General features: G+C 61.0%; 21 protein-coding genes and 1 tRNA gene. 10 read left to right on the plus strand and 12 right to left on the minus strand.

What is annotated here, in order from left to right:
* Window positions 1-98 precede the first annotated feature (98 nt).
* Window positions 99-1,580: a sugar transferase gene (locus G9U53_RS26800; protein ID WP_054826093.1), complete on the plus strand. Its 1,482-nt coding sequence runs from the start codon at window positions 99-101 to the stop codon at window positions 1,578-1,580.
* 60 nt (window positions 1,581-1,640) lie between these two features.
* Here G9U53_RS26800 and G9U53_RS26805 read toward each other — a convergent pair whose 3' ends face one another.
* A complete protein-coding gene (locus G9U53_RS26805) occupies window positions 1,641-2,162 on the minus strand; it encodes a YdcF family protein (RefSeq protein ID WP_020970286.1) in 522 nt (173 codons plus the stop codon).
* A 53-nt stretch (window positions 2,163-2,215) separates the two neighbouring features.
* On the opposite strand from G9U53_RS26805, the gene G9U53_RS26810 reads away from it, so the two are divergent.
* Together G9U53_RS26810 and G9U53_RS26815 are read left to right on the plus strand one after the other, a co-directional pair.
* Window positions 2,216-2,995: a hypothetical protein gene (locus tag G9U53_RS26810; protein WP_075833977.1), complete on the plus strand. Its 780-nt coding sequence runs from the start codon at window positions 2,216-2,218 to the stop codon at window positions 2,993-2,995.
* Window positions 2,996-3,087: 92 nt separating this feature from the next.
* Entirely contained in the window at window positions 3,088-4,851 is a 1,764-nt protein-coding gene (locus G9U53_RS26815) for a hypothetical protein (protein WP_139799832.1), read from the plus strand.
* Between the two features lie 15 nt (window positions 4,852-4,866).
* On the opposite strand, the gene G9U53_RS26820 is transcribed toward G9U53_RS26815, so the two are convergent.
* From G9U53_RS26820 to G9U53_RS26845, 7 genes are all read right to left on the minus strand, one after another.
* Window positions 4,867-5,964 (minus strand): cellulase family glycosylhydrolase, encoded by a 1,098-nt coding sequence (locus tag G9U53_RS26820; RefSeq protein ID WP_197487750.1) that lies wholly within the window; start codon window positions 5,962-5,964, stop codon window positions 4,867-4,869.
* 220 nt (window positions 5,965-6,184) lie between these two features.
* Complete coding sequence (locus G9U53_RS26825; protein ID WP_165639607.1) at window positions 6,185-7,270, minus strand: beta-xylosidase; 1,086 nt, start codon at window positions 7,268-7,270, stop codon at window positions 6,185-6,187.
* The gene (locus tag G9U53_RS26830) at window positions 7,263-8,351 is read right to left on the minus strand and encodes a glycosyltransferase family 4 protein (protein WP_083058234.1); all 1,089 of its coding nucleotides are present in this window, start codon (window positions 8,349-8,351) and stop codon (window positions 7,263-7,265) included. Before G9U53_RS26830 ends, G9U53_RS26825 begins: the two co-directional genes overlap by 8 nt.
* Window positions 8,348-9,937 carry a flippase gene (locus G9U53_RS26835; RefSeq protein WP_063316863.1) on the minus strand — a complete coding sequence of 530 codons (1,590 nt, stop codon included), beginning with the start codon at window positions 9,935-9,937 and terminating at the stop codon, window positions 8,348-8,350. The genes G9U53_RS26830 and G9U53_RS26835 overlap by 4 nt, the downstream gene beginning before the upstream one ends.
* Before the next feature lie 7 nt (window positions 9,938-9,944).
* Window positions 9,945-10,967 carry a glycosyltransferase family 1 protein gene (locus G9U53_RS26840; protein WP_223304406.1) on the minus strand — a complete coding sequence of 341 codons (1,023 nt, stop codon included), beginning with the start codon at window positions 10,965-10,967 and terminating at the stop codon, window positions 9,945-9,947.
* Window positions 10,895-12,301 carry an O-antigen ligase family protein gene (locus tag G9U53_RS33710; RefSeq protein WP_223304407.1) on the minus strand — a complete coding sequence of 469 codons (1,407 nt, stop codon included), beginning with the start codon at window positions 12,299-12,301 and terminating at the stop codon, window positions 10,895-10,897. The genes G9U53_RS26840 and G9U53_RS33710 overlap by 73 nt, the downstream gene beginning before the upstream one ends.
* Window positions 12,302-12,312: 11 nt before the next feature.
* Entirely contained in the window at window positions 12,313-14,079 is a 1,767-nt protein-coding gene (locus G9U53_RS26845) for an alpha/beta fold hydrolase (RefSeq protein ID WP_063316801.1), read from the minus strand.
* A gap of 116 nt (window positions 14,080-14,195) precedes the next feature.
* Between G9U53_RS26845 and G9U53_RS26850 the strand changes: the two genes are divergently transcribed.
* Window positions 14,196-15,332, plus strand: a complete 1,137-nt coding sequence (locus tag G9U53_RS26850; RefSeq protein ID WP_165639608.1) for a glycosyltransferase — start codon at window positions 14,196-14,198, stop codon at window positions 15,330-15,332.
* Here G9U53_RS26850 and efeB read toward each other — a convergent pair.
* The 3 genes from efeB to efeU are packed head-to-tail and all read right to left on the minus strand — an operon-like array spanning window position 15,305 to window position 18,633.
* Entirely contained in the window at window positions 15,305-16,585 is a 1,281-nt protein-coding gene (efeB, locus tag G9U53_RS26855) for an iron uptake transporter deferrochelatase/peroxidase subunit (protein ID WP_063316802.1), read from the minus strand. The two genes, G9U53_RS26850 and efeB, sit on opposite strands and share 28 nt — an antisense overlap.
* Window positions 16,586-17,716 (minus strand): iron uptake system protein EfeO, encoded by a 1,131-nt coding sequence (efeO, locus tag G9U53_RS26860; RefSeq protein ID WP_047270308.1) that lies wholly within the window; start codon window positions 17,714-17,716, stop codon window positions 16,586-16,588.
* Between the two features lie 14 nt (window positions 17,717-17,730).
* Window positions 17,731-18,633, minus strand: a complete 903-nt coding sequence (efeU, locus tag G9U53_RS26865; RefSeq protein WP_165639652.1) for an iron uptake transporter permease EfeU — start codon at window positions 18,631-18,633, stop codon at window positions 17,731-17,733.
* Window positions 18,634-18,773: 140 nt separating this feature from the next.
* Here efeU and G9U53_RS26870 point away from each other — a divergent pair, with 140 nt between their 5' ends.
* The 6 genes from G9U53_RS26870 to G9U53_RS26895 all read left to right on the plus strand — a co-directional run bounded on the left by G9U53_RS26870 (window position 18,774) and on the right by G9U53_RS26895 (window position 23,448).
* Window positions 18,774-19,586: a lytic murein transglycosylase gene (locus tag G9U53_RS26870; protein ID WP_116058051.1), complete on the plus strand. Its 813-nt coding sequence runs from the start codon at window positions 18,774-18,776 to the stop codon at window positions 19,584-19,586.
* 214 nt (window positions 19,587-19,800) lie between these two features.
* Window positions 19,801-21,087: a phosphopyruvate hydratase gene (gene eno / locus G9U53_RS26875; RefSeq protein ID WP_003946309.1), complete on the plus strand. Its 1,287-nt coding sequence runs from the start codon at window positions 19,801-19,803 to the stop codon at window positions 21,085-21,087.
* Between the two features lie 134 nt (window positions 21,088-21,221).
* Entirely contained in the window at window positions 21,222-21,833 is a 612-nt protein-coding gene (locus tag G9U53_RS26880) for a septum formation initiator family protein (RefSeq protein ID WP_063316805.1), read from the plus strand.
* The gene (locus G9U53_RS26885) at window positions 21,830-22,375 is read left to right on the plus strand and encodes a DUF501 domain-containing protein (protein WP_003946286.1); all 546 of its coding nucleotides are present in this window, start codon (window positions 21,830-21,832) and stop codon (window positions 22,373-22,375) included. The genes G9U53_RS26880 and G9U53_RS26885 overlap by 4 nt, the downstream gene beginning before the upstream one ends.
* Window positions 22,372-23,337, plus strand: coding sequence for a Ppx/GppA phosphatase family protein (locus tag G9U53_RS26890; protein WP_165639609.1), 966 nt, complete (start codon window positions 22,372-22,374; stop codon window positions 23,335-23,337). The genes G9U53_RS26885 and G9U53_RS26890 overlap by 4 nt, the downstream gene beginning before the upstream one ends.
* 34 nt (window positions 23,338-23,371) lie before the next feature.
* Window positions 23,372-23,448, plus strand: a tRNA-Leu gene (locus tag G9U53_RS26895).
* A 93-nt stretch (window positions 23,449-23,541) separates the two neighbouring features.
* Here G9U53_RS26895 and G9U53_RS26900 read toward each other — a convergent pair.
* A complete protein-coding gene (locus tag G9U53_RS26900) occupies window positions 23,542-24,228 on the minus strand; it encodes a hypothetical protein (RefSeq protein WP_007728826.1) in 687 nt (228 codons plus the stop codon).
* Between the last annotated feature and the right edge of the window lie 543 nt (window positions 24,229-24,771).

Consider the following 24,771-nt stretch of genomic DNA (forward strand, 5'->3'; position numbering starts at 1 on the left):
TTGCCGTACCTGGACGCTCGCGGTGGCTACCGATCAGCGATCCCCCAAGCCGTTCGATCCGCTGACGCCGTTCGTATGACAAGAAAGACTGATGGCAAATGAGCGTTCATGCTGAGGTGGAGAGCCGGTCGGCGGTATCGCAGGATTCCGCTCATGTCGGAACAGACTGGCGCCGGGCATACCGGAAGCGGATCGCCGTGAGCGATTCGATCACGGTCCTGTTCGTGATCGCACTCGCTCAGATCGGCAGTATGTGGCCGCATCCCATCGAGTGGCTGACACCACTTAAAGTGATCGCGTCTGCAGCGTTGGGAGGACTGTGGATGATCGCCCTCGCACGGGGGCGTAGCCGTCATCAGGCGATGCTGGGCGAGGGCAGTGACGAGTACGAGAAGGTACTGCTCGCTACCGGCCAGGTCTTCGGAGTAGGCGCATTGGCCGGGATCATTCTGGGCGTGGGAATTGCGCGAAGCTACCTCATGATCGCACTGCCCGTCGGACTCGCTGCGCTGCTTCTCGGACGCTACCTCTGGCGACGCGACATTCGAAAGAAGCGTGCGATCGGGGATTGCCGTAACTCGGTGCTGTTGGTCGGTGGACATGCGTCCGTCGTTGCTACTACGCGTGCCTTCGTGCGGGAATCCTCGGCAGGCTACGACGTTGTGGGAGCGTGCATTCCGCGTCGGGCGACCGCGTTGGACGATCACATCGTTGTCGACGGAGCAGCAGTCCCGGTAATGGGCAACGAGTTCGAGGTAGTCGAGGCGATGCGCGCAAGTGGCGCAGACACCGTCATCGTAACCGGGACCGAAGACCTCGGACAGGTGGGCATTCGCAAACTGATGTGGGACCTCGAAGCCGAGGGCGTCGACATGGTGGTTTCACCGGTCGTGGCCGATGTGTCGAAGGCTCGCTTGATGTTTCGCCCTGCGGCGGGACTCCCGTTGATTCACGTTGCGCGGCCGCGCTACCAGGGCGCGAACCGGCTTGCGCCCGCTGTGTTCGACGCGGTGTTCTCGATGCTGATGATCCTCCTCGTGGCGCCGGTCATGCTCGCCGCTGCCGCTGCAGTCAAGTTCACGTCGAAAGGCCCGGTGTTCTACAAGGCGGAACGCATCGGCCTCAACGGGAAACCGTTCCCCATGTTCAAGTTTCGTACCATGGTGGAAGGCGCCGATCAGCAGGTTGTCGATCTGATGGGGGACAACGAAGGCGCCGGAGGTGTGTTGTTCAAGATGCGTGAGGATCCACGAATCACGTCCGTCGGCAAGATCCTTCGTCGATTGAGTATCGACGAGCTACCGCAGTTCTTCAACGTCATTCGCGGAGAGATGAGCGTTGTCGGCCCACGGCCGCCATTGCGTCGCGAGGTCGAGATGTACGACGACGAGGTTGCCCGGCGCCTGCTGGTCAAGCCTGGCATCACCGGCCTCTGGCAAGTAAGTGGTCGCAGTGATCTCTCGTGGGAAGAATCTGTTCGACTGGACTCTTCCTACGTGGAGAATTGGTCTATCCTGCAAAATCTTTCGATCATTACTCGTACCGTCTCAGCGGTCGCGAAAAGCGACGGAGCGTACTGACTACGCGGTTGGTGCCGGCGCGGATATCCGCGCCGGGCACCCTCCTGTCAGCTGTCGAGCTCAACAATGCGAGAACAGATTCTTGACGTAGCCGGCAGTTTGGTAAACGTAGTTGAATGCCCACGTCCCGATCGAGAGTTCCGGACGGCTTGCGACCATGACCAGTTCTCCTTGATAACACTGCGAAATGATGTGCCGCGCCCGCGAGATATGAGGAACGAACGTCACGACGATGACAGTCTTCCATCCGTTGGCATTAGCCATTCTCTCGATTTCGAACCCCTCGCCCTCGGTGGTGGACGGTGACGGGACGAAACAGTCGACAGGGAAGTCGAACGTACCCTCGCAGATCGACCGCATCTTCTTGTCGTTGTCGCCGTACGGATTCGAGAAGATCAGGCGTGGTGCGTAACCGTCTTTCATCAGTTGGATTCCGACCTCCTCGCGTCCGTCGTGTGCTCCGCCGAGGACAACGATAGCGTCAGCACTTCGTGGTGCATCGATCTTGGGTGAGACGAAGACGGGCCAACCCGCTGCCGCACCAAGGGCGAGGAGTGATAGAGGTATGCCCGCAATCTTCAAGGCCGATTTGATCTGTTTGATGGCCCCACAATACCTGGACCCAGGAGACGACGATGACCGGATCGCAACCACTTCGGACGGTGGCGGGGTTGACCGCCTTACGGGATGCCTATGGGCAGAACATGTCTGGACTCGTACCTGAGACCGGTGTGTATCTCGCCGACGACGGTTGGTGGATCGCTCTCACGGGTGCACCCGATCCCAGCTACAACCTTGCATTGGTCCATGGGGGTGATGTGCGGAAAAACACGGTCGCCGTTGTGGAACGAGTGCTCGCAGAGCGACTGCGCACCGTTGTCATGCTCGCCGGGGCGGGCCTGGATGCCGCGACCGTCCTCGCGGATGCAGGGTGGGTGTGCGTCGGTTCGAGTTCGCTGCGCGCGCTACCGAATTCTCCGTCAGCGCCGGATGCCGCGGTGCGGATCCTGGAAGATGGCGACCTGCGTTCAGCACGACAACTTGCGGAGGATGTTTTCGGTATCGATCGCGAATCTGCGACTCTGGTGTATCAGGAGGCGGCCCCCGACCGACCAAGTGAGCGTTCAGTCGTCGGCCTGTTCGAACTCGACACGCTGCAGACCGCAGCGATGCTGTCGTTCGGTAAGCCCATCAGCACTGTGTGGGCGGCCGGAACCAGGGCGCAAGGACAGCGGCGCGGACATGGGTTACGGGTCCTTCGGCAAGTGTCGGCAGCCGCATTCGAGGCTGTCGGCGACGGCGCCGTGTGTGGTCTCGCCAGCGCTGCCGGCAATGCTCTGTACGACGCGAGCGGAGCCGAAATCGTCGAGTACTGGCAAATGTGGTCGCGACCGCGATGGCTACTTGGTAGCTGACATCAGCCGTCAGGTATGTTTGTGTGCGTTCGGCAAACTTTTGGTTTCTTTCAGCTACGCTTCAACGCGCGATCCAATCGGGGGTACTCAAGATGGCAGATTCGAGTACCAGGGATGCGGCGATACGTCGCGAACTCGGCGTTCCGCCCACTTTCGACCTGGTGAGGCATGCACGAAACCTTGCAAGAGTGTTCTTCCCCGCTCTTGTCATCGCATTGCTCGTCGGTGGGATTGTCTACGCTGTGCGGGGAAGCGCGACACCGGTGTATCAATCCGACATCGTCGCGGAGGTTCAGTCTGCCTCTCAGATCGTCGTGACGGACGCGAACCTCGGCCAGTTGGTTGCCCCCTATGTCGCACTGGCCACCGATAGCGATGTGGTTGCCGCCATCCACGACCAGTTGAATAACGGGTGGACGACAGCGGATGTCTCAAGCCACATCTCGGTGACGCCCGGTACTTCTCCGGCATTGGTATTCGTCAAGGCGACTGCCTTCAGTCAGGCTGACGCGGACGCGCTGGCACGAATAGTCGTCGCCACCTTGAGCGACGCGCAGGCGCGACGCAATGCAGACACGCTGGATCGTCGTACCCGAGTTCTCACCGACGACATCGCTCGATTGAACGGGGACTTGGACGCAGCGCGGCGAGAAAGCTTGGACGAATACGAGACGCCCGCCGACGATCCGACTATCAAGGCGGATCTCGACGCGAGGCTGGAGCAGTTGCGCCAGTTGAGATCGACCGTATCCGGTTCCGACCGACTGCAGTTGCTTTCCGCCCCCGCGGGAACGGGTCTGCCGGTTGCGCCGAAGCCACTCGTCGAGTCGGCGGTTGCGTTCTTGGTGGTCCTCATTCTCGCTGCCGAAATCCTCTCTGCCTGCCGGGGTCGATTCAGTTCGCGAGTGACCGACGCGTGGGCACGTCGAACGGCCCGGAAATACGGAGCCTCACTACTCCTGCAGCACTCCGAAGCCGCTGAGTTTCCGCCGAACCTCGCGCTGACGATATGCCAGCGTGCAAGTCTCGGTGATCATGTCCTGGTGCTTTCGGGTGACGGCGTCCTCTCCACATCATGGGATGTTCCTGCGCACGTGCGATCCGGGGTCTCCCGATATTCGCTGAAGTCGGACTGGTGGCGCCGATTTGACTCCAATGGAACCGGGTTTGCCCTGGTTGTTGTCTCCGCACAGCACGCCAACCAACGGGAGATCGTCGAATGCCTCAGGGCTTTGGCCGAAGTCGATGTTGCGCGAACACTGGTACTCGTGGGTCCGTCTGCTCCCGAGCCTCTCCTCGACGTACTTACCCTCGCGGTGCTGCGTCGCAGACGCAGGCCCGCAAGTTCAGTGAAACTGGCGGCCGAGCCGACCAACTCGGCCACGAACTCACAGGCCCCGTCCGACAGCGCCTGGGTGAAGTCCGGTGCGCCGCGGCTGAACGAGCCTTCCGTTGCCGTGCCGTACGGAATGGATACTTCCGCCCTGGATTCGAGGAGGGATCGCGCCAGCCTGGTGGATGCGAAAACGGTCAGTATTGCGAAGAAGAACCTGCCGAAGGCTATGCCCAAGCCGAGCGCAGGGGTCGAGCTCGAAGAGCCGCAGATCGTGCAGGCTGTTGATGTCGAGGGCGCCGGAGTCGAGGCGTCCGCAGTGGAGATTTCCGGAGCGGAGTCGACCAGCAATGATGCAACTGGTGTCAAGGCGTCCGGGGAAGCCGACGGCATCGACTCCGAAGCCTCGACCGAACGAATTATGCTGACCTCCAAAGATATAGCGGAAATTCGAAAGAGGAGGCAAAGAACTCGCGTGAGCCTTATACGTTCGGATTCAGCAGACGGACAGTCGGAATCCTGAAGGACCGGGCTTTCACTAGATCTTGGGTGTGCTGCACCCTCCAACTGCCTGTTTCACCGCTGCGAGTGCGGGTTTCGGAGTGTAATTGATCGTGACCAGACCGAAGTTCTGTTCGATATCCGAAGTGTTGGTTCCGCGATCACGCATGCTGTAGATGAAAATGCGCTCGATGTAACCGAGCACCTTTGCTTGCGCGAATCCATCCGAGATGATGTTGGCCTGTAATTGCGGGCTGACGGCGGTCGGGCCTGTACCTGTCGGAGCTCCGAATTCGGTTGCCCAGACTTTCTTTCCGCTGTCCCCGTTCTGCACCATCGATTCTCGCATCAGTCGGATCCTGTAGAAAGTGTTCCAATTCTGGGTGGACGAATCCGAAGGTAGCGCAGGCCAACTGTACGGATGGATCGAAAAGACATCGAATGAAGACTTTGCTCCTGCCGCGTACATACCCTTGAGATATGTGACCGGTGAGATGTCGGATCCGTTGTCGACGGCCGGTGCCAAACCGCCGTTGAGAATCTTTGCACCCGGTTGTACCGCACGGATACTTTCAGATGCGGCTTTCAGGAGTGCAGTGTATGTGTTCACATTCGGCTTGGGGCGGAAGAATTGTGTCAGGTTCGGTTCGTTCCAAATCTCCCAAGTGCTGATTCTGTTCGAGTACCGTTGTGCTGCTTGTTGTGCAAACTTGGCAAACGCGGCCGGATCGGATGGATACCCGTGGGTATCGTTGACCCCGGCGACGCGAGCCCAAGCCGGCGTGTACGTAACGATTCCCAAGACGCTCAATCCTTGGAGACGTGCTCGATCGACGACGCGGTCCGTTGTGCTCCAATTCTGTTGGCCCTTGGTTGATTCGACGGCGGACCAATCGACGTCGAACCTGAGCCAGGTCGCGCCGGCATTCTTCATTGCGGTCAGTTCTGCATCGAGATCATTCTGAGAGAGACCGTTGAGTGGGGCGCCCGCGGCGATCCCTAAACCAACGGAACTGCACGTCGAGTTCGGGGTTGGGGTTGTTGTTGGAACGGGACTCGGTGCACACGCGCTCAATGACCCGACAGTCAACAGGGCGCAGGCGAGGGACAATCGAAGTCGACTCACGCCGACCACCTTCTTTCCACAGTGACTCGAAACCGGTGCGGGACAGACAAGTTGGAAGCCGAACTAGATGACCAATCCGACAAATCAAAGAATTGCATGAATTGGGTCACTTGGCACCAGTCTCGAAGTCGGTTCTGCAGTACTTCCGTCCGGTTGGGTGCTACTGCGAAATGCGCCGGTTGGTATTGTCCGATTTTCTCGGTGACTGTGGTCGAAAATGATCAATAGTTCAGAGGCATCCTCCAGTTTCGTTTGCATCTTGCAACACGGCCATTGCGGGCTTCGGTTCGAAGTCGAGATCCAGAAGGCCAAAGTTTTGTTCGCGATCACCGGGATCGGAGCCGCGGTCCTGGAGACTGTAAACGAAGACCTTCTGAACGAACCCGAGGCTACGCGCTTCGTTGAATCCGTCACGCAGTATCTCGGCTTGCATCGACTCGGTCACAGCGTCGAGACCAGTTCCTGTTGGTGCCCCGAATTCGGTCGCCCAAATAGATTTGGTCGAGTCGCCGTTTGCAACCATTGTGTCGTGCATCAGCCGCATTCGATAGAAAGAGTTCCAGTTTCGAGTCAACGGGTCCGAGGGCAGTGCCGGGTAGGTGTACGGATGCATTCCGACAACGTCGAAGTGTTGTCCAGCTCCATATTCGTAGATGTTCGCGAGGAACGTCGTGGGGCTTATGTCAGCGCCGTTGTCAGTTGCGGGGGACAAGCCACCGGAGACAATTGTTGCGCCCGGTTGCACTGCCTCGATTGCTACGCTCGATGCGGCGAGCAGCTTCGAGTAATACTCAGGATCCGGCGTCGGATTGAAGAATGTTTGGAGATTGGGCTCGTTCCAGATCTCCCATGACGAAATGGAATTCGAGTAGCGGGCAGCGGCAAGCGCCGCGAACCTACCGAACGCGTCCGGGTCGGCCGGACGGGTATGCGTGTCAGGACTCGTCGCTGCCGGATCTCTTGCCCAGGCAGGCGTGTAGGTGATGAGACCGAGAATCTCGAGCCCGGAAGATTTCGCGATGTCCACGAGGCGATCGGTTCCGGACCAGTCGAAGGTGCCGTCGGTACTTTCGATGGCGGACCAGTCGATGTCGAATCTGACCCAGTGCGAACCCGATGATCGAATAGCTTCCACCGTTCGATCCATTTCGGCGTCACTCATTGCGGTATAGCCGGAACCAAGTGCGATGCCAGTATTGTCTGACGAAGGTTGAACTGCGCAAGGTTCGCCGGTTGCGGTAATCGAAGAATGGACTACCAATCCGACAATCAACAAGACCACTGCGACTGCGGCGACTCGACGTGCCTTAGCCATCGATGAGCTCCTTCAGCAGAGCCGGAAGATTCTTCTGGATGTCATATCGGTCCTCTACCTTCCGCCGGCCGATGCGTGACAATTCGGATCGTGCACTCCCGTCCTCCAACAGTCTCGTTATCTCGGCTGCGAGTTCTACTGAATCAGATGGCTCGACGAGCGATCCGGCGCCGTCCCCCAGCAGCTCGCTGGTGCCGCCGAGATCGGTTCCGACGACTGGCACTCCGATGCTCATTGCTTCGAGTGCCACGAGTGGGCCGGCTTCGGGAGAGGTGCTCGCAGAAATCGCGATGTCCCATCCTTTGATAGTTGCCAGTGAATCGACATATCCGAGAAATGTGACGCGACCCGCCAGATCCGGCTGCTGTGCGCGTTCACGAAGTACTTGTGCGTACATTTCATCGCCCGGGAACGGAAGTCCGGCGATTTCGAGTTGGACGTCTACTGTGCGGGCGATGGCATCCATCAACACCAAGTGGCCTTTCCACGGCGTCAGTGACCCGATGATTCCGACAACTCGGCGTGCCGGTGATCGAACTTCCGTTACCTCAGGGGGAACTACAACACCAAGTCGTGACACCGAGGTGGGAATTCCCAGCGAAAGAACAGGAAGCGATGTCGGTCCGGAGACGGCGACTGCTCGTCGGATCCCGGGTTTTGCAATCCGTACGACGAATCGTTGTTTTGTGCTCGAGAGAGTGTCGTGGACAAGCCACGTTGCACGTTGCGGTACGCGGCCGAGCCTGATCACCGGCAATGCGAACAATGAGTTGACTATCACGGTCGAGCTGGCCGACTGAGCCCGAGACGCAATGATGCGCCCGGCAATTCGCCAATTCTTTGCAACTTCGAGAATCGCCAGGACGCGTGCCAGACCCCCTTCGCCTCTGAGCGACAGGGTTGGTAGCGTGACCGTTTCGAAGTCGACTGACGCGCATGCGCGATCCCTCAGCGGCCCTTCCGGACAAGCCAACATTACCGTGAAACCCTGCTCGTGTGCCAAACGCATCAGTTGGAGCATGACCAGTTCGGCGCCGGAGATCTCTCCAGTGTGGCTGACGAAAATGATCGTTCGTGTCATTTTACTTCCCTGTCGGGTTTTACCATTGCGAGTGGCGACTTCCCGCCCGCGAGCGATACAAGTGCATAGATTCCGACTGTCCCAAGTGGAGCGAGAACCGAAACGACTGGCCATGGCACGCCCAACCTTTCGACGCAGATCGTTCCTGCCACTGTGACCACCGCGCAGAGGGCGACGGCCGCTCCGAGCGGGAGCATCGGAAACATTCTGTGAACCGGCAGACTTTGCCGCACTACAACCCAAATTGCAACGAAAAGAAGCAGTTCGGTCGATACGGTCGCAACTGCCGCTCCGTTGAATGACATTCGAGGAATTAACACGATGTTGACCACGATATTGAAGAGTAAGCCGCCCAATGCAATCCACGGATATATTCGATGCCGGCCGCTCGCAACCAGGATCATCAACCCCAACTGGGTGAGCATCGAGAAGCATGCGCCAAGCACCAACAGTCGCGTCGAGGTCCCTGCAATTGCGAACCGCTCTCCGTACAGAAAGGTGAGCACTCCGGTGGCAGCAGGCCAGAACGCGGCGATCGATGCGCTCCCGAGAACTGTCAGGACGATGAATGTTTCGCGGCTTCGTTCGCGGAACACTGCCACGCTGTCGGGCCAATAGGACACGAGAAGTGTTGTTACCGGGGTGACTACGGTGATTGCGACGATTTGCAGAAGGTCCGCGAATTTGTACCCGATGGTGTACAAGCCGACCGAATCGAAAGTATCGAGCTTGCCCAAGAGCAGCACATCCACTTTGGACAGAAGCGTGACCAAAGCGAAGCCGATGCTCAAAGGGATTGCTTCGATCAGCATTTCCCGCCACCTACGAAACTGCGCTCGTGACGACGGCCTAGGCCCGGCGACGCCCTTTCGGACACCGCGCACTTTCACGACGGCCGCGACCACTTCGTTGATAACCGCAGGGATGACGAGAACGAGGAGGATCGGCTGCCACAAAACCGCGACGATGGTCGCGACAAGCTGGGCGAGTTGCCCGACGCCCTCGGCGATCGCGACATACGTCATGCGCAGGCGGCTCTGGTACATGACGGAAAGTGCATGGCTGGGAGTGGCAACGACAACGACCAAACCAGCGACCGCCGTTGCTTCGACCACTTCTGCGGGGTAGCGGAGAATCCAGACATAACCCACCGCGACGATGTATCCGAAAAGACCAAGGGCGACCCGTAGGGATATGAACGCGGTGGTGACCAGCGAAACTTCCCACGGATTGCACTCGACCAACTTCGCGAGCACCACTCGGCCGACGCCGAGATCGGTGACGACGGACAACAATCCGAGCAATCCGAAGATGAGGGAGAACTGACCGAATTCGTCAGGGCTGATCGAACGCGCGATCAGAACCGAGCCGGTCCACCCCATCGCTGCCACTGCGATCCGGCTTCCGAGCATGATCGCAGTGCTTCGGCGTGCATCGTTCGCAGTCAAATCCGGAGCGGCCGGCCCGTGGATTTTCGTCTCTCGCTCGCGACGTTCCTTCTCGAACTTGTCGATAGCGGCCTGGCGCAATTCGGCGAACTCTCGCGGCGATACGGGCTCGGTGCCCGTCGAATTGCGATTCGTCATGAGCAACTCACACGCTCAGCCCTGCAGTGCGGTACGCGTCAACCGTGTATTCGGCTGTTCGGGTCCACGTCGATCGGGCCGCGACACGTGGCGCAGATATACGGAGTGCGGTGTTGACATCGTCGTCCAGGACGACTGAGCGAAGAGCGGCCAACCAGGAAGCCTTGTCGTGCTTGCGGACAAGCACGGCGGCGTTGTCGGCGAATTCGGTCAGTGCTCCGACCGCACTCGCAACCACTGCCGCGCCGCACGCCATGGCTTCGAGTGGCGGCAGACCGAACCCCTCGTAGTGGGAGGAGTAAGCGACAGCAGTTGCGGCGGAATAGAGTGCCGGAAGGTCTTCTGTCGCGACGTAACCCAATCCTCGGGCGGAACGGGGCGCGTCGGGGCCAGTCGAGCCGGAGCCCGCCAGCAGAAAAGGAATCGACAGCTCCGTGCACGCTTCGGCGACCAGAGCGACATCTTTTCGAGGTTCGATCGTTCCGACCTGCAGCACGAATCGCTCCGGTAGTTTCAATCGCCGCCGAACTTCGGTCACTGCAGCTTCGGTGGGGATCGTGGCCCAGGATGCGGGTGCCAGCGGCGTGACAACGGCATGCCGACCGCTCAGTGCGAGTATTCGTTCGGCGGTGAAGTCCGATACTGCAATGACGACGTCGGCCTTGCGTAGCGCCGCGGACAGGAGTCGGCGTTCGCCAGCTGCTCGATATCGACTGAAGGCCCACGGAACGTCGAATACCGACATGTCGTGAAACGTCGAGATCTTCAGGCCGCCTTGCCCGATCGGGAGGTCGACGTCGAGGCTGTGGAACAAGTCGCTGCCCGCGACCGGCACCATCGCCCACGCGGCTCTGCGTGCTCCGGAGGCAACAGGGCGCGTCACGGCGCGCACTCCGGTTGGAATCTCATCGACAGCGTCGATTTGCACTGTTGCGCTGAGGTTCGTCGATTCGCTGATCAGTGGGGAGAGTTCTCGGAGTAGTTCGCGTGCATAGGTTTGGACGCCGCCCCCACCAGGTCGGAGTGCCATGGCTCCGAGGGTGATTCGTGATCGGATATCGCTTCTTTCTCCGAGTGGTGTTGAGTCAGTGCGCATCCCACGGTTCCAATCAGTAGCCAAAAGTAGAGGTCGAGGGGAAATATCTCGAAATATGTCGAGACGACAGAAGCGACCGCGGCCGCGACGATCGAGGCGCTGACACCGAGAGCCAAAGCGCCGTCCGAGCCGGGAAGCACACGCGATGCCCTCAGCGCGGACGCTCCGGAAGATATGAGGACCAGGACAAAAATCCACAAGCCGATCGGTCCGAGCTCGACTGCGACTTTCATGTAGTAGTTGTCGGGCTGATAGGGGATCAGCCCAAGTGTTGTCGCGGCCTTGATCGTCATCGTGTTGAGCATCGGTTGCGCTGCTTCCGCCGCCTTTGCTGCCGCGGATCCTGTTGCGCCCAGACCTTGCCCGAGTGGATGCACGAACAGCGAGCTGATTGTCGACGACCATCCGCTACCGCGTTCTTCGAGACTGTACGACGAGAACAGTGGTTTGACGATTGATGGTGGTGCCAACAGAAGTACAAAGGGAACGGCAGCGGCAGCCGCGCCGAACAACATCAAGATAGACCGATACTTGTATACGGCAATCCAGAGAAGCCCGACAGCCAACCCGATGTAGCTGGCCCGCACAATCGAGACTCCCATGCCTACGACCATGATCGGAGTTGCGGCCAGAAAGATAATGTTGCGCAGCCGTTTCGGATCCGCGAGAGCGACCGAAATACCGACGATCAAACTCAGCATCACGAAGAGACCGAACGCAAACGGACCGGTGAAAGTGCTGAAGCTTCGCAAGATCGAGCCGGTGATTCGAATCTGTTCGGTGTAGCTGTAGCCGAGATCCACCAGGTATGCAGGCCCTACTGCTTGCTGAAGGAGTCCGATGACTGCTGTCAGTATCCCCATACCCATCAGGACGGACACGAGATGATCTCGGTCGTCCCGCGAGAACGGTGCGCGCCAGAGAATGACGGGTATCAAGATGTAGAAGTAGGTGATCTTTATCGATGTCACCCCGGCGATACCGGACAGAAGCAGTGCTGACGCGGAACCGAAAGCTACCCAGGCCGCGGCAGCCGGCCACCAAGGCATCGAGGGGCGCACTACCCGAAGGCGATTGGGGCTGACGAAGGTGCATCCCAACGTGAGCAGGAGCAACCCCTCCTTCCAACCGGCCATCGATGTCCCGCCGGGAATGATCGCCAACAGACCGTGGAGCGGAGCGAACAGTGCAACAAGCAGCAAGCCGCGTTGTGGTCGCTGGTAGATCGCAACGACGATGGGTACTGCGAAGATTGCAGCAACAAACATGAATGATGTGTTCACGCGATGAACCGGTTCGCATTCGCCGTGTCGGCCCGAGGGACCGTCGTAATTCCGAATGCTTTCGCTATCGAAGAAATCGCCTTTGTTTGCACGATATTTCGGAGGTCACGATGGTAGGACGGGTGATCGCCGACCGGTGGCATGATCGCGTCGAACGTTTGTCCTCGGTGAGTCATCCGGGCAACGCCTTCGGGTCCGCGTTGCTGATTGAACCATGCGGCGTCCGCGGGGGAGAGGATGACGGTGGTATCCACCCCACGCTTGCAGAGTGCCTCCAGCATTACCTCAGGAACCTGCGTGATTCCCCTGATTCCCAGAAGCTTCCACGCTGGATAGGGGAGACGGGACTGCAGTACGCCTTTCACCCGTCCGCGGAGGGGAAGTTTCGTGGTTTCGGCACCTGGATCGATTCGAGGAGCCTCCGGCAAGACAGCATCCATCAGGGACTTCTTGCGCCTCACCGACCACAAGATCATGTTTACGAGTATTGTCGATCTCGCACCCATCTGGAGCGCCATGGACGCTGAGGTCCATGCCCCCGAACACAATCCGGTCATCACGAGGTTTCTCGGATCTGCGCCGAGTGCGGCAACGGCAGTGCGTGCGTCCTCGTCTGCCGCGTGTGAATAGACCGACGTCGGATTGTCGGCGTCGATCGGACCCGAGTCGCCGACCCCTCGTCGGTCGAATCGGAGACTCGTGACCGAGAGAGCCGCGGCCTCACGAGCGATGGTCACCCACGAGCGGCCAGGCCCGACTCGATGCTCGATTGCAGTAGTGAAGAACAGTAGTCCGCGCTCGGGAGGCGCATCGGTGGTCGATATGTTGCCTGCCTCGGATTCGGGAGAAGTTGCGGGATGCGTGCGGATCGCGAAGAGCTCCTGAGCGCCGAATCGTTCCAACGTCTCGAACACCTCCTCGCCGACTTCGGTGACCGCGACGCGAGCTGTGGTGGTGATCGCGGGAGTGAACGCGGAGGAACTCGTGGGCGCGTGGCGATCCAACCACTGCGCGATTTCGCTGATGTGTGTGTAGGGGATGTCGACGTAGAAACTGGGAGGCGACGTGAACGCGTCGTGGTTCTCCAAGATCATCATCTCGGGATCAAGAGTTGCTGCGAGCCCGGCGACAGCTCTGCTGTCCAGTACCGAAGACTTCACGGCCAGAAGGGTGCGTGGACGTCCGAGAAATGGTCCGGTGATGCGGAGACGTGACAGTTGGTCGGCGCATTCGGGAGCCAGCACGCCACCCATGATCGACACACGTGAGTCGGCGGGATCGTCCTCTCCGACGCTGATCGCGTAGAACGCACGTTGTTCCCTGAGGTAGTTGCGGCCGGTCAGAATTGGGTCCCACAGGACTATCGAGTTGACGTGTCCGCACTCCTGCAATGCCGACGCTGCCAGGAGGGCCCCAACTCTCAGTCCGACGATGCTGACGGATTCCGCGCCCGCTCGTCGGACATAGTCCACAGCGCTGACGATGCTCTTCAGCCAGAGGGTGAGAGCGTCAGGATCGTCTTCGGCACCGGCCGAGTCGCCGACTCCCGCGTACTCGAAACGAAAAGCGGCCATACCCTGTGCCGCGAGTTTTTCGCCGAGAAGTCGCATGCCGCGATAGGTGTCGATGTGCTCCTTGCCCAGCGGGGGACACATGACCACGGCTTCTCGGACAGTTCCTGAAGAGGGCACGTGAACGAATCCGAGCAACGGCCTGTCTGCCGACCCGAACCACGTGGCCAGTTGAGTCTCGATGGTGATCACTCCGGTCAAGATCGGTTGCCTGTATGTTGCTAGTAAACATACCAGTAGTCTGTTTGATGCCGATCCGGCAATCTCTAGGTTTGTGAAGCGCCAAAAAAGCGCATAGGAGTCCGAAAATGTCAGGTGTACTCGTCCATGAATGGATAGAGCGTTCGGGCGGCGCAGAGAAGGTGCTGGACGAGTTCGTCAACTGTTATCCGGACGCTGACCTCTATTGTCTGTGGAACGATGCTCCCGGGCGTTACTCGACAACCGATGTCAACGAAAGTGTGCTCGCTGCAACGCCATTGCGTCGTAGCAAAGCGCTCTCATTGCCTGTCATGCCGTTCACCTGGCGAGGGTTGGAGAACCGCGGCTATGACTTCGCGCTGATCAGCTCCCACGTGTTTGCCCATCACGCAACATTCAGGGAGCAGTCTGCGCGATTCCGGAAATTCGTCTACGTGCACACCCCCGCCAGGTACGTGTGGACTCCCGAACTGGACGAGCGTGGAAACTCGCCACTCGCGAGGCTGGGATCACCCATTCTGCGCAAGATCGACCGCAAAAGAGCGTCGGAGGGAGCCTCGTTCGCAGCGAACAGTGTGTTCGTCAGTCGACGGGTTGAGCGAGCCTGGGGCGTGCAATCACGGGTCATCCACCCTCCGGTGGACGTCGACCGGATCTCCGCCGTCGAGGATTGGCGGTCCCGATTGAGCGAAAACGAAATTCAGCTACTATCCAGTTTGCCCTCGCCATTCGTTCTCGGTGCCTCGAGGTTCATTCCGTACAAGCGTTTGGACTGGGTGATCCGGGCAGCCGAGCGGGCCGGAACGGCTGCTGTCATCGCAGGGTCGGGCCCGGAAGAGGATCGGCTCCGCGCGATGGCTGACTCTGCGTCGGTTCCCGTTCGAATTGTTCGGCGCCCCTCGGATGCGTTGCTTTTTGCGCTGTATCAGCAGGCACTCGCATACGTCTTTCCGGCGATCGAAGACTTCGGAATCATGCCGGTGGAGGCAATGGCTGCGGGTGCGCGCGTGATTACGAACAGCATCGGGGGAGCTTCGGAAACCGTGACACCTGGTGTCGACGGACTCCATTTCCACGACGACAGTTGGGAATCGGTGGCCGAGTGCATCCGAGATGTCGCCGCAGTGGACGTGAATGGTGCCCGCTCGTACGAGAAGTTCTCCGTGCGCAGATTTCGTTCCGAGATCGCAACCTGGACCGGTGTCCCGGTGTTCGGCTACGCGAACAGCGCGGAGCCCCAGTAGCTCCCGTCGGCGAGACCGCCGGGGCAAGCGAAGACCGCAGAACCGACGTGCTGGATGTATTCGTTCAGCGCATCGTGTCGTGAAAGGTTTTGCTGCATCGGAACAAACTGCTCGACCGGATTCCGGCAGTACGCAACGAAAAACAATCCCGCGTCCAGGTGGCCGAAGCCATCGGAGCCGTCCGTGAAGTTGTATCCGCGGCGCAAGATCTGAATCCCACCGAGTTCCTCGGCAGAGGCCAGGCGCACGTGTGAATCCTCCGGGATGACGAAGTCGTGTCCCATTTTTGAATCGAGATCGAGCTCGTCGAACTCGTCCTTGCCACCGAGCGGCGCTCCGCTCCGTTTGGAGCGGCCGATGACAGCTTCCTGTTCCTTGAGTACTGCGCGATCCCACTGCTCGATCAGCATGCGGATTCGTCTGGCGACGAGGAATGATCCGCCCGCCATCCAGGCCTGATCGTCAGTGGGATCAACCCAGACGTGCTGGGCGAGTGCGTTTGGATCTTCCGCCTTGATGTTGGCTGTTCCGTCCTTGAACCCGAACAGATTTCGTGGCGTCGCCTGCGTCGTCGAGGTCGAGGATGTTCGTCCGAACCCGAGTTGCGACCATTTGACCGACGCGGTCCCGAACGCGACTCGCGCGAGGTTGCGGATCGCATGGACGGCAACCTGGGGATCGTTGGCGCACGCTTGGATGGCGATGTCGCCCCCGCTCCGATTCGGGTCGAGGTTGTCCGCACGGAAGTGGGGGAGATCGAGCAGGGCAGCAGGTTTCTTGTCTGCGAGCCCGAAACGGTCGTCGAAAAGTGACGGTCCGAATCCGATGGTCAGGGTGAGTTGCGACGGCGCGAGATCGAGTGCCTCACCCGTATCGCTCGGTGGTGCATACGGACCGTCGCCGGTCGCTCCGTCTTCGGTTGCTTCCTGACCCGCCGTCATTCGTTCGGCCATCGCCGTCCACGTCTGCAGCAGCGTGATCAGTTCGTCGCGCGACTTCGTCGTCACATCGAAAGCGACGAAGTGCATACGATCCTGGGCCGGCGTCGTGATGCCTGCCTGGTGCTCGCCGCGAAAGGCGACCACGTCTGCGTGATCGGCGCCGGAACTCTCGTCGGCGGTCACCCGCCCGATGACGGCACCGGCACCGGCCAGGACGGCGCCGGCCCCCACGGCGCCGAACAGTCGGCGCCGTGAGACTGCGTGCGGTGCTGCGTTTTCCGCAGCGGGTGTGCCTTCTGGTGAATCAGTCATCTACTGTCCCGCGACTACTTCCTGGACCTGGCTGACCTCGGCGGACAGTGCATCGATTTTACGCGAGAGTTCCTGACGCTGCGCCTCGGTGACGGTGTCGTAGTACACGAATCCGTCGCCGACCCGGAACTGCGCCAGCGCAGCGTCGAGGTCGGCGAATCGGTCAGCGATGCGCTGGGCGAGCTCGGGATCACGTTCCTGCAGAATCGGGTTCAGTGCCGCGATCGCCGCTTGCGAGCCGTCGACGTTGGCCTGGAAATCCCACAGGTCGGTGTGCGAGAAGATGTCTTCCTCGCCGGTGATCTTGGAAGTCGAGATCTCGTCGAGCAGTCCTTGGGCGTCGCCGGCGATCTTGGTTGGATCGATCGTGTAATCCTCGGCATTCAGCTGGTCGGCAAGATACTGAATGTCTTCGAGCAGTTGATCGGCGACCGCGTTGGTATCCGGCTGAAGCCCGGTCACCCACAAATCCTTCTCGAGGCGGTGGAATCCCGTCCAGACCTGACCGGGCTCCAGATCCGCTTCGCGCAGGTCCAGCTTGGGATCGAGTTCGCCGAAGCTCTCGGCTTCGGGTTCGATGCGCTCGTAGTAGGTACGTGCGATCGGGAAGAGTGCCTTCGCCTGGTCGACGTTGCCGGACTGGACGGCGGCGACGAACTGAGCTGCGGTGTCCTGCAGCGCGACGATCTGGCTGCGGATGTACCTCCGGTAGCCGTCGGCAGCTTCGGCGAGTTGGCCGCTCCCGTCGGTGGCCGCCTGCGAATCGCCCGTGACGACGAAGTCCTGACGGATGCCGGTTCCGACCATGCCCGGCTTGCACGCGAGTTGATAGGTCGCAGCCTCGGGGAGGGAGACGATCAGCTGCCGGGTAAGGCCGGGGCCGATGTTCTCGACTTCGCCCATCGCTCGATCGCCCTCGGCGAAGACGTAGAACTCGGTGACCTTCGAGCCGTTGTTCGTCACCTGGAACGTCGAACTGCCAGTGGTTCCAGTGGTGGCACTGACGTCACACGAATCGTCGGTGGCCGTGACGACGATGTCGCCGTCGCTCGCGGTCGTCTTCTCGGTGCATGCGGCGAGGGAGAAGGGAAGTACCGCGGCCGTGGCCAGTACGAGGGTGGATTTACGCATGTCGGCAATGCCTCTCAGGATTTTTCGGGAACGTGTGTGTCGTGCGCAGGCGGGGTTGTCGGTTCCGATGGGCTCGACGGAAGGGGACGCAGGAAGAGCGCGAGGACGACTACGAGGTAGACGAGCCATGCGACGGCTTGCAGGAGGGTCGGGTCCGGGCGGAAGTTGAAGATTCCGGCGAGGACGGTGCCGTACCAGGTCGACGGGTCGTAGCCGGGTGTCAGGTTGAACGCGAGATTCGAACCGCCCGGCAGGACGTTTCCGGTCTGCAGAGCGCGAACACCGTACGAGAGGATTCCGGCGGCTACCACGATGAGGAAGATCGCCGTGTACCGGAAGAAGGTCGTCAGGTTGAGACGGAGGGCGCCGAAGTACATGGCGACGGTCAAGACGGCGGCCAGGAGAATTCCGAGGAGCAGTCCGACCAACGGCCAGGAGCTGCCTGCGGTGTTCTCGGCGTAACCGACCATGAGCAACGCAGTCTCGACGCCTTCACGACCGACCGCGAAGAACGACAGCGACAAGATGGCGACGGGTCCGGCGATCAACGCCTTCTCCATCCCCGCTTTCAGATCTCCGGAAATGTTTTTGGCGGCCGTGCGCATCCACAGGACCATGATCGTGACGATGACGACGGCGATCAGGGAGGCAACGCCCGCGATGATCTCTGCGGTCAGGCCGTCGACCGTCGACGTTCCGTAGTGGATCGCGAAGAAGATGATCGCCACCATCGCGACGGCGATCGCGACGCCGAGCCACACCCATTTCAGTGCGTCCTTGCGCTGGGCCTTCACGAGGTAGGCGGCGAGAATCATCACCACGATGCCCGCTTCGAGGCCTTCGCGCAGACCGATCAGGCCACTGCCGAATAGCTGGGTGGCAACTGATGGTGTGCTCGCGGCAGCGAGTACCGACACGGGCACGGGCGACTCCTGACTGAGTGAGTGCAACAGCTTCTGACGAACGCATGAGGCTAGGCCAGCCTTAACTCAGAAGAAGATACTCCATCATCGACTGCGAACCATGCTCTCACCTGTACTTTTGCTGTTCTTTACCAATGGATTCGGGAGTAGTTCACTCGCATGTGGATGATGGAGGGGTGTACCGAACTCCCGCAGCCCGCAGAAGTCCCCGGCGTCTCTCGCGAGCCGTAGCAGCAGTAGCTGCCGGAACAGCTTTGCTGGGCGCAGGCGTCGTGGCTTGCGGATCGAACGAACCGAAGGTTGCTATTCCCGAGGGCATACCCCCAGGTACCGGCTCTCCGACGCCGCCGATCGACATCAATGCTCCCGGCCGCAGTGCTGATCAACTCGCCGACTGGGCAGCGGGATTGTCGGACGACATCGGGATCGGGACGACGGCACTCGAGGCCTACGGGTACGCCGCCGCGGTGATGGCCGAGACGCTTCCCGGCTGCGGAATCGGGTGGACAACTTTGGCCGGTATCGGCAGCGTCGAGAGCCGCCACGGGACCTACGACGGCTCGTCGGTCGACGCGTTCGGCCAGGTTGCTCCGATCATTCGGGGAATCCCTCTCGACGGTGGCCCGGGAGTTGCCGAGATCCCCGATACCGACGGCGGGGCGATGGACGGCGATCCAGTGCACGACCGTGCGATGGGGCCCATGCAGTTCATCCCCGAGACGTGGCTCAAATGGGGAGTCGACGCCAACGGCGACGGCCGGGTGGACCCCGACAACATCGACGACGCTGCCCTCACGGCCGCCCGCTACCTGTGTGCACGCGGGGGAGACCTCACTTCCGCTGCCGGATGGCAGCAGGCACTGATGGCGTACAACCTCTCGGGCGACTATCTCGCGCTCGTTCGTGATCGTGCGTCGGCGTATTCAGTCGGGGTACGGCCGGACTGACGGTGATCGATCCGCAGGTCGGACCCGTGACCGCGCGTCGATAAAGAAGCCTTCGGCCCGTGCGGTTAGGCTGTGTGCTGGCACTACAGAGGTGCTGGCACTGCAGAGGCCCAGCCGCGATCGTGGTCCTCTTTCGACCGGAGGGGTCGGAGCCCAAGTGTCAAGCACGCAGAGCGTGCCCCAATGCGAAGCCCATTCGAAGGAGAACCACACAGTGGCCAGTATTGAGCAGGTCGGAGCTCGCGAGATCCTTGATTCCCGTGGTAACCCCACGGTTGAGGTCGAGGTTCTGCTCGAAGACGGAAGTTTCGCCAGGGCTGCGGTGCCGTCCGGCGCTTCGACGGGTGAGCACGAAGCCGTCGAACTGCGCGACGGTGGCGCACGCTACGGCGGAAAGGGCGTCGAGAAGGCCGTGGAGGCTGTGCTCGGCGAGATCGCTCCTGCCATCATCGGCATCGACGCAACCGAGCAGCGCACGGTCGACCAGGCGCTGCTCGACGCGGACGGCACCCCGGACAAGTCGCGTCTCGGCGCAAACGCTCTGCTCGGTGCCTCGCTTGCCGTGGCTCGCGCCGCCGCCGAGTCCTCGGGCCTCGAGCTGTTCCGCTACGTCGGTGGCCCCAACGCTCACGTTCTCCCTGTCCCGATGATGAACATCCTCAACGGTGGCGCGCACGCAGACACCGGCGTCGACGTCCAGGAGTTCATGGTTGCTCCCATCGGCGCACCGAGCTTCAAGGAATCGCTGCGCTGGGGCGCCGAGGTCTACCACTCTCTGAAGTCGGTTCTCAAGGAGAAGGGCCTCTCCACCGGTCTCGGCGACGAAGGCGGATTCGCGCCCGACGTCGCAGGCACCAAGGAAGCACTCGACCTCATCACGATCGCCGTGAACAAGACCGGCCTCAAGCTGGGTACCGACGTCGCGCTCGCTCTCGACGTCGCTGCCACCGAGTTCTACACCGACGGCACCGGCTACAAGTTCGAGGGCAAGAACCGCACCGCGGCCGAGATGGCGGCGTTCTACGCCGAGCTCATCGACGCCTACCCGCTCGTTTCCATCGAGGATCCGCTCGACGAAGACGACTGGGACGGCTGGGTCGCACTCACCGATCAGATCGGCAACAAGATCCAGCTCGTCGGCGACGACCTCTTCGTCACCAACCCCGAGCGCCTCGAAGAAGGCATCGTCAAGGGTGCGGCCAACGCACTCCTGGTGAAGGTCAACCAGATCGGCACCCTGACCGAGACCCTCGACGCCGTCGATCTCGCTCACCGCAACGGCTACAAGACGATGATGAGCCACCGTTCCGGCGAGACCGAGGACACCACCATCGCCGACCTCGCGGTTGCCGTCGGCAGCGGCCAGATCAAGACCGGTGCTCCGGCACGCAGCGAGCGCGTTGCCAAGTACAACCAGCTGCTGCGCATCGAGGAAAACCTCGGCGACGCAGCACGTTACGCCGGCGAGGTTGCGTTCCCGCGCTTCGCTTTCGAGGCCTGACGGAAATCTAAGATTCAGTAGTGTCTGCACAGCGCGGTAAGCCACGATCCCCCGGCGGAAGTCCGGGGGGTCGTGGTTCCCGTCGTGGGGACACACCGTCGCGTGCGCGTCGGGACAGTGCCCGACGCCCACGCGTGTCGGAACCTTCGGTAGATCCGGAAGCAGTCGATTCCGCTGTGACAGGCCCCGCGCAACCGGGGGTCTCCGCCGAGAAAGCGTCGGCGCGAGGGTCGAAGTCGGCCCGGGGGAAGAGCGGAACCAACAAGTTCTGGTCTCGGCTTCCGAAGTCGGACAACACCATTTTCGGCTTGTCCACCAGTCGGGCAGTTGTGCTCGCGATGGTTGTGCTCATGCTGGCGCTGACACTGGCAGTGCCGCTCCGTACTTACATCAGCCAGCGTTCGGATGCCGCGCAGGTGGCGGCGGAACGTCAGGTACTCGAGGAAGAACTGCGAAAGCTGCAAGGGCAGAACGCGCGCTTCGACGACCCTGCGTACATCGAAGCTCTTGCACGAGAACGCCTTCGGTACGTCAAACCGGGCGAGACCCCGTTCCAGGTTCAGCTTCCCGGTGACTACAAGGAACCCGAGAAGAAGCAGGAAAAGGAAACACCGCTCACAGGTCCGTGGTATCGCGATCTGTGGCAAACGATTTCGGAACCGCCAGTGGTTCCCGAGACGACGACACCGGCCCCGATGCCGTTGGCGCCGATAGAGCCAGAAGAACAAGGAGTACCCACCGGGTGAGCAACACGTCCGAAAATTCCCCACAGGTTTCACAAGCGGATCTCGACGCCGTTGCCGCTCAATTGGGCCGTGAGCCACGCGGAGTGATCGAGATCGCGTACCGCAGCCCGGACGGTCAGCCGGGCGTGGTCAAGACCGCCCCCAAACTTCCGGACGGAACACCGTTCCCGACGTTGTACTACCTCACGGACCCGCGACTGACTGCCGAAGCGAGCCGTCAGGAATCCGCCGGCGTCATGCGTGAAATGACCGAACGCCTGACCCAGGATCCGGAACTTGCCGCGGCCTATCGACGGGCATACGAGTCGTACCTTGCCGAGCGTGACGCGATCGAATCTCTGGGAACCGACTTTGCCGGCGGTGGGATGCCGGATCGTGTCAAGTGCCTGCACGTGCTGATGGCACATTCGCTTGCCAAGGGACCCGGCGTCAATCCGCTCGGTGACGAGTCCGTCGCGTTGGCCGGTCACGGAAAGCTGCGCGGCACTGCAATTCCCGCGGACTGGCCTGGCATCGACGATGCCGACAACACCGACCGGTGACTCGCCGTGTCGCCGCAGTCGATTGCGGTACCAACTCCATTCGACTGCTGATCGCCGACGTCGGCGCCGACGGTCGTCTGGTGGATGTCCGGCGCGAGATGCGCGTCGTGCGACTCGGTCAAGGTGTTGATGCGACAGGGACATTCGCGCCCGAGGCCATCGAACGCACCCGGGTCGCGCTGGTCGAGTACGCGTCGATGATCGCCGATGCCGGAGCAACCGCCGTTCGCATGGTCGCCACCTCGGCTACTCGCGACGCTGCGAATCGGGAAGAATTCTTCACGATGACGCGGGACGTGCTCGGCGCGGTGATTCCCGGATCCGGAGCAGAGGTCATCACCGGCGACGAAGAGGCGCGCCTCTCGTTCAGCGGTGCTGTGGGAGAACTCGATCCGTCGGAGGGCCCCTTCGTGGTGGTCGATCTCGGCGGCGGATCCACCGAAGTTGTCCTCGGCGACACATCGGGCGTCCAGGCTGCGTACTCCACCGACATCGGCTGTGTGCGCGTCACGGAGCGTTGCTTACCGTCGGATCCGCCTACAGCAGAGCAGGTTTCCGAGGCGACGGCTTTCGCGACCGCGAAACTTGCCGAGGCGTTCGAGGCCGTACCTGTCGAGAAGGCGCACACGTGGGTGGGTGTCGCTGGAACCATGACGACGCTGGCCGCGATCGCGCAGGATCTTCCGGAGTACGACGCCGAGAAGGTGCACCTGTCGAGGATTTCGTTCAATCAACTGTTCGACGTGTGCGAGCGTCTCATTGCTATGCCTCGGGTTGATCGTGCTGCCTTCGGCCCGATGCATCCGGGGCGGGTGGACGTCATCGGCGGCGGAGCGATCATCACCACGGTGCTGGCTCAAGCGTTCGAAGCCAAAGCCGGGATCGCCGAACTGGTTGTCAGCGAACACGACATACTCGACGGCATCGCGATGTCGGTAGCTCAGACCGACCCGATAGTCTGATCCCTGCCGCACCCGACCCGTCGGGTGCGGCAAGGCCCCCATAGCCCAATTGGCAGAGGCAACGGACTTAAAATCCGTCAAGTGTCGGTTCGAGTCCGACTGGGGGCACCACGTAGATCCTCCTGCACATTGAATCGAAAAACCCCGCTCGTCCTCTTCGGGCGGGCGGGGCTTTCCGTGGAGCAGCGACTGACCACCAAGTGGCTACTGAGCCCAGACGGTCGTCCCGGCAGGAGCATTCAGCGTGTTGACGAGATCGATGCCGGCTACGACAGCCGCGCCGCCGCCGCCGAGGATCGTTCCGGCGACACCGCCGATTCCGGCGCCTGTTGCGAGGCCACCCAGGCACAGTGCCGCGGCGACGGGGAGTCCGACGATGGTCAAGCCCAGCGGAGCGCCGACAGCGCAACCGATTCCGGCGCCGACGATGGTGCCGAGCAGGCTGCCGACCTGAGTGCCGAGTCCGAGTTGGCTCTGGAAGTGCGCAATCGCCCGATCATTCTCCTCGGGCGAGGCGACGGGCGTCCATTCCTTTGCCGCAGGCGCACTCTCGGGTCGAGGTGTTGCCTTCGCCGAATCGGTGATCGGTGTCAGCGTGAGGGTCTTACCGTCTTCACTGATCGTGCGATCGAAGGGGAACTGTAGATCCCCGAGGTTGTATGCGAGAGGCAGGGAAACAAGGTCGGCTCCCTTGCTGTCCTGCAAGACGACGGACTTGCCGTCGCCGGACACCTTGAACAACCCGGCGTCGATGGTGGTGACGATCGACTTGTCGACGACCTTCGCTTCGTAATTCACGTCGGTCGACGGATCAGCTGATGCGATCCCTGTTGATGCTCCGACTGCAGCGACCGCTAGAGCAGTCACAGCCGCCTTCTTGAAGAAACCCATAGTTCAACCCCGTGTTCGCCTGCGTGTGCTCGCAGAAACTCGACAACTTCGGACATTGGTAAACCCCCGACAAAGCCTTCGTATTAAAGCAGACCGAAGTGACGGAAGGGATAGTTGCGCTCGGGCCGACCGGAAGCGGCCGGTGTAATCGAATGTGCAGCGTGCAGTATCAAGTTGTCGAACATGTGTGCGAAAATGTGGAGATGCGGTTGACCGAGCAATCCCCGGACTGCTGCCCCAACGGACACCGGCTCACGGCGAACACATGCCTTGTCGGTTGGGAGGTCTGCGGGTGTGCCTCGACGGAGAATGGCGGACACAGGACCCATTACTGCAGGCGATGTGGTGAAACTGTCCGGACGCCGGAGTGTGTCGGCGTGGATCCGCAGAAAAGTCGGTGGAGTTGAAGTGCTGTTACGTTGTGTTTCAAAGAGATTCGCGAGAGCCTCACCCGGCGGATCGGTGCCGGGTGAGGCTTGTGGATCAGGTAGGCGGGGCGACGGGTGCGTCGCTGCTTCCTCCCGAGCTCCCGCTCGACGAGCC

The organism is Rhodococcus sp. D-46, assembly GCF_011290655.1.
GTDB classification, from domain to species: Bacteria; Actinomycetota; Actinomycetes; order Mycobacteriales; family Mycobacteriaceae; genus Rhodococcus_F; species Rhodococcus_F qingshengii.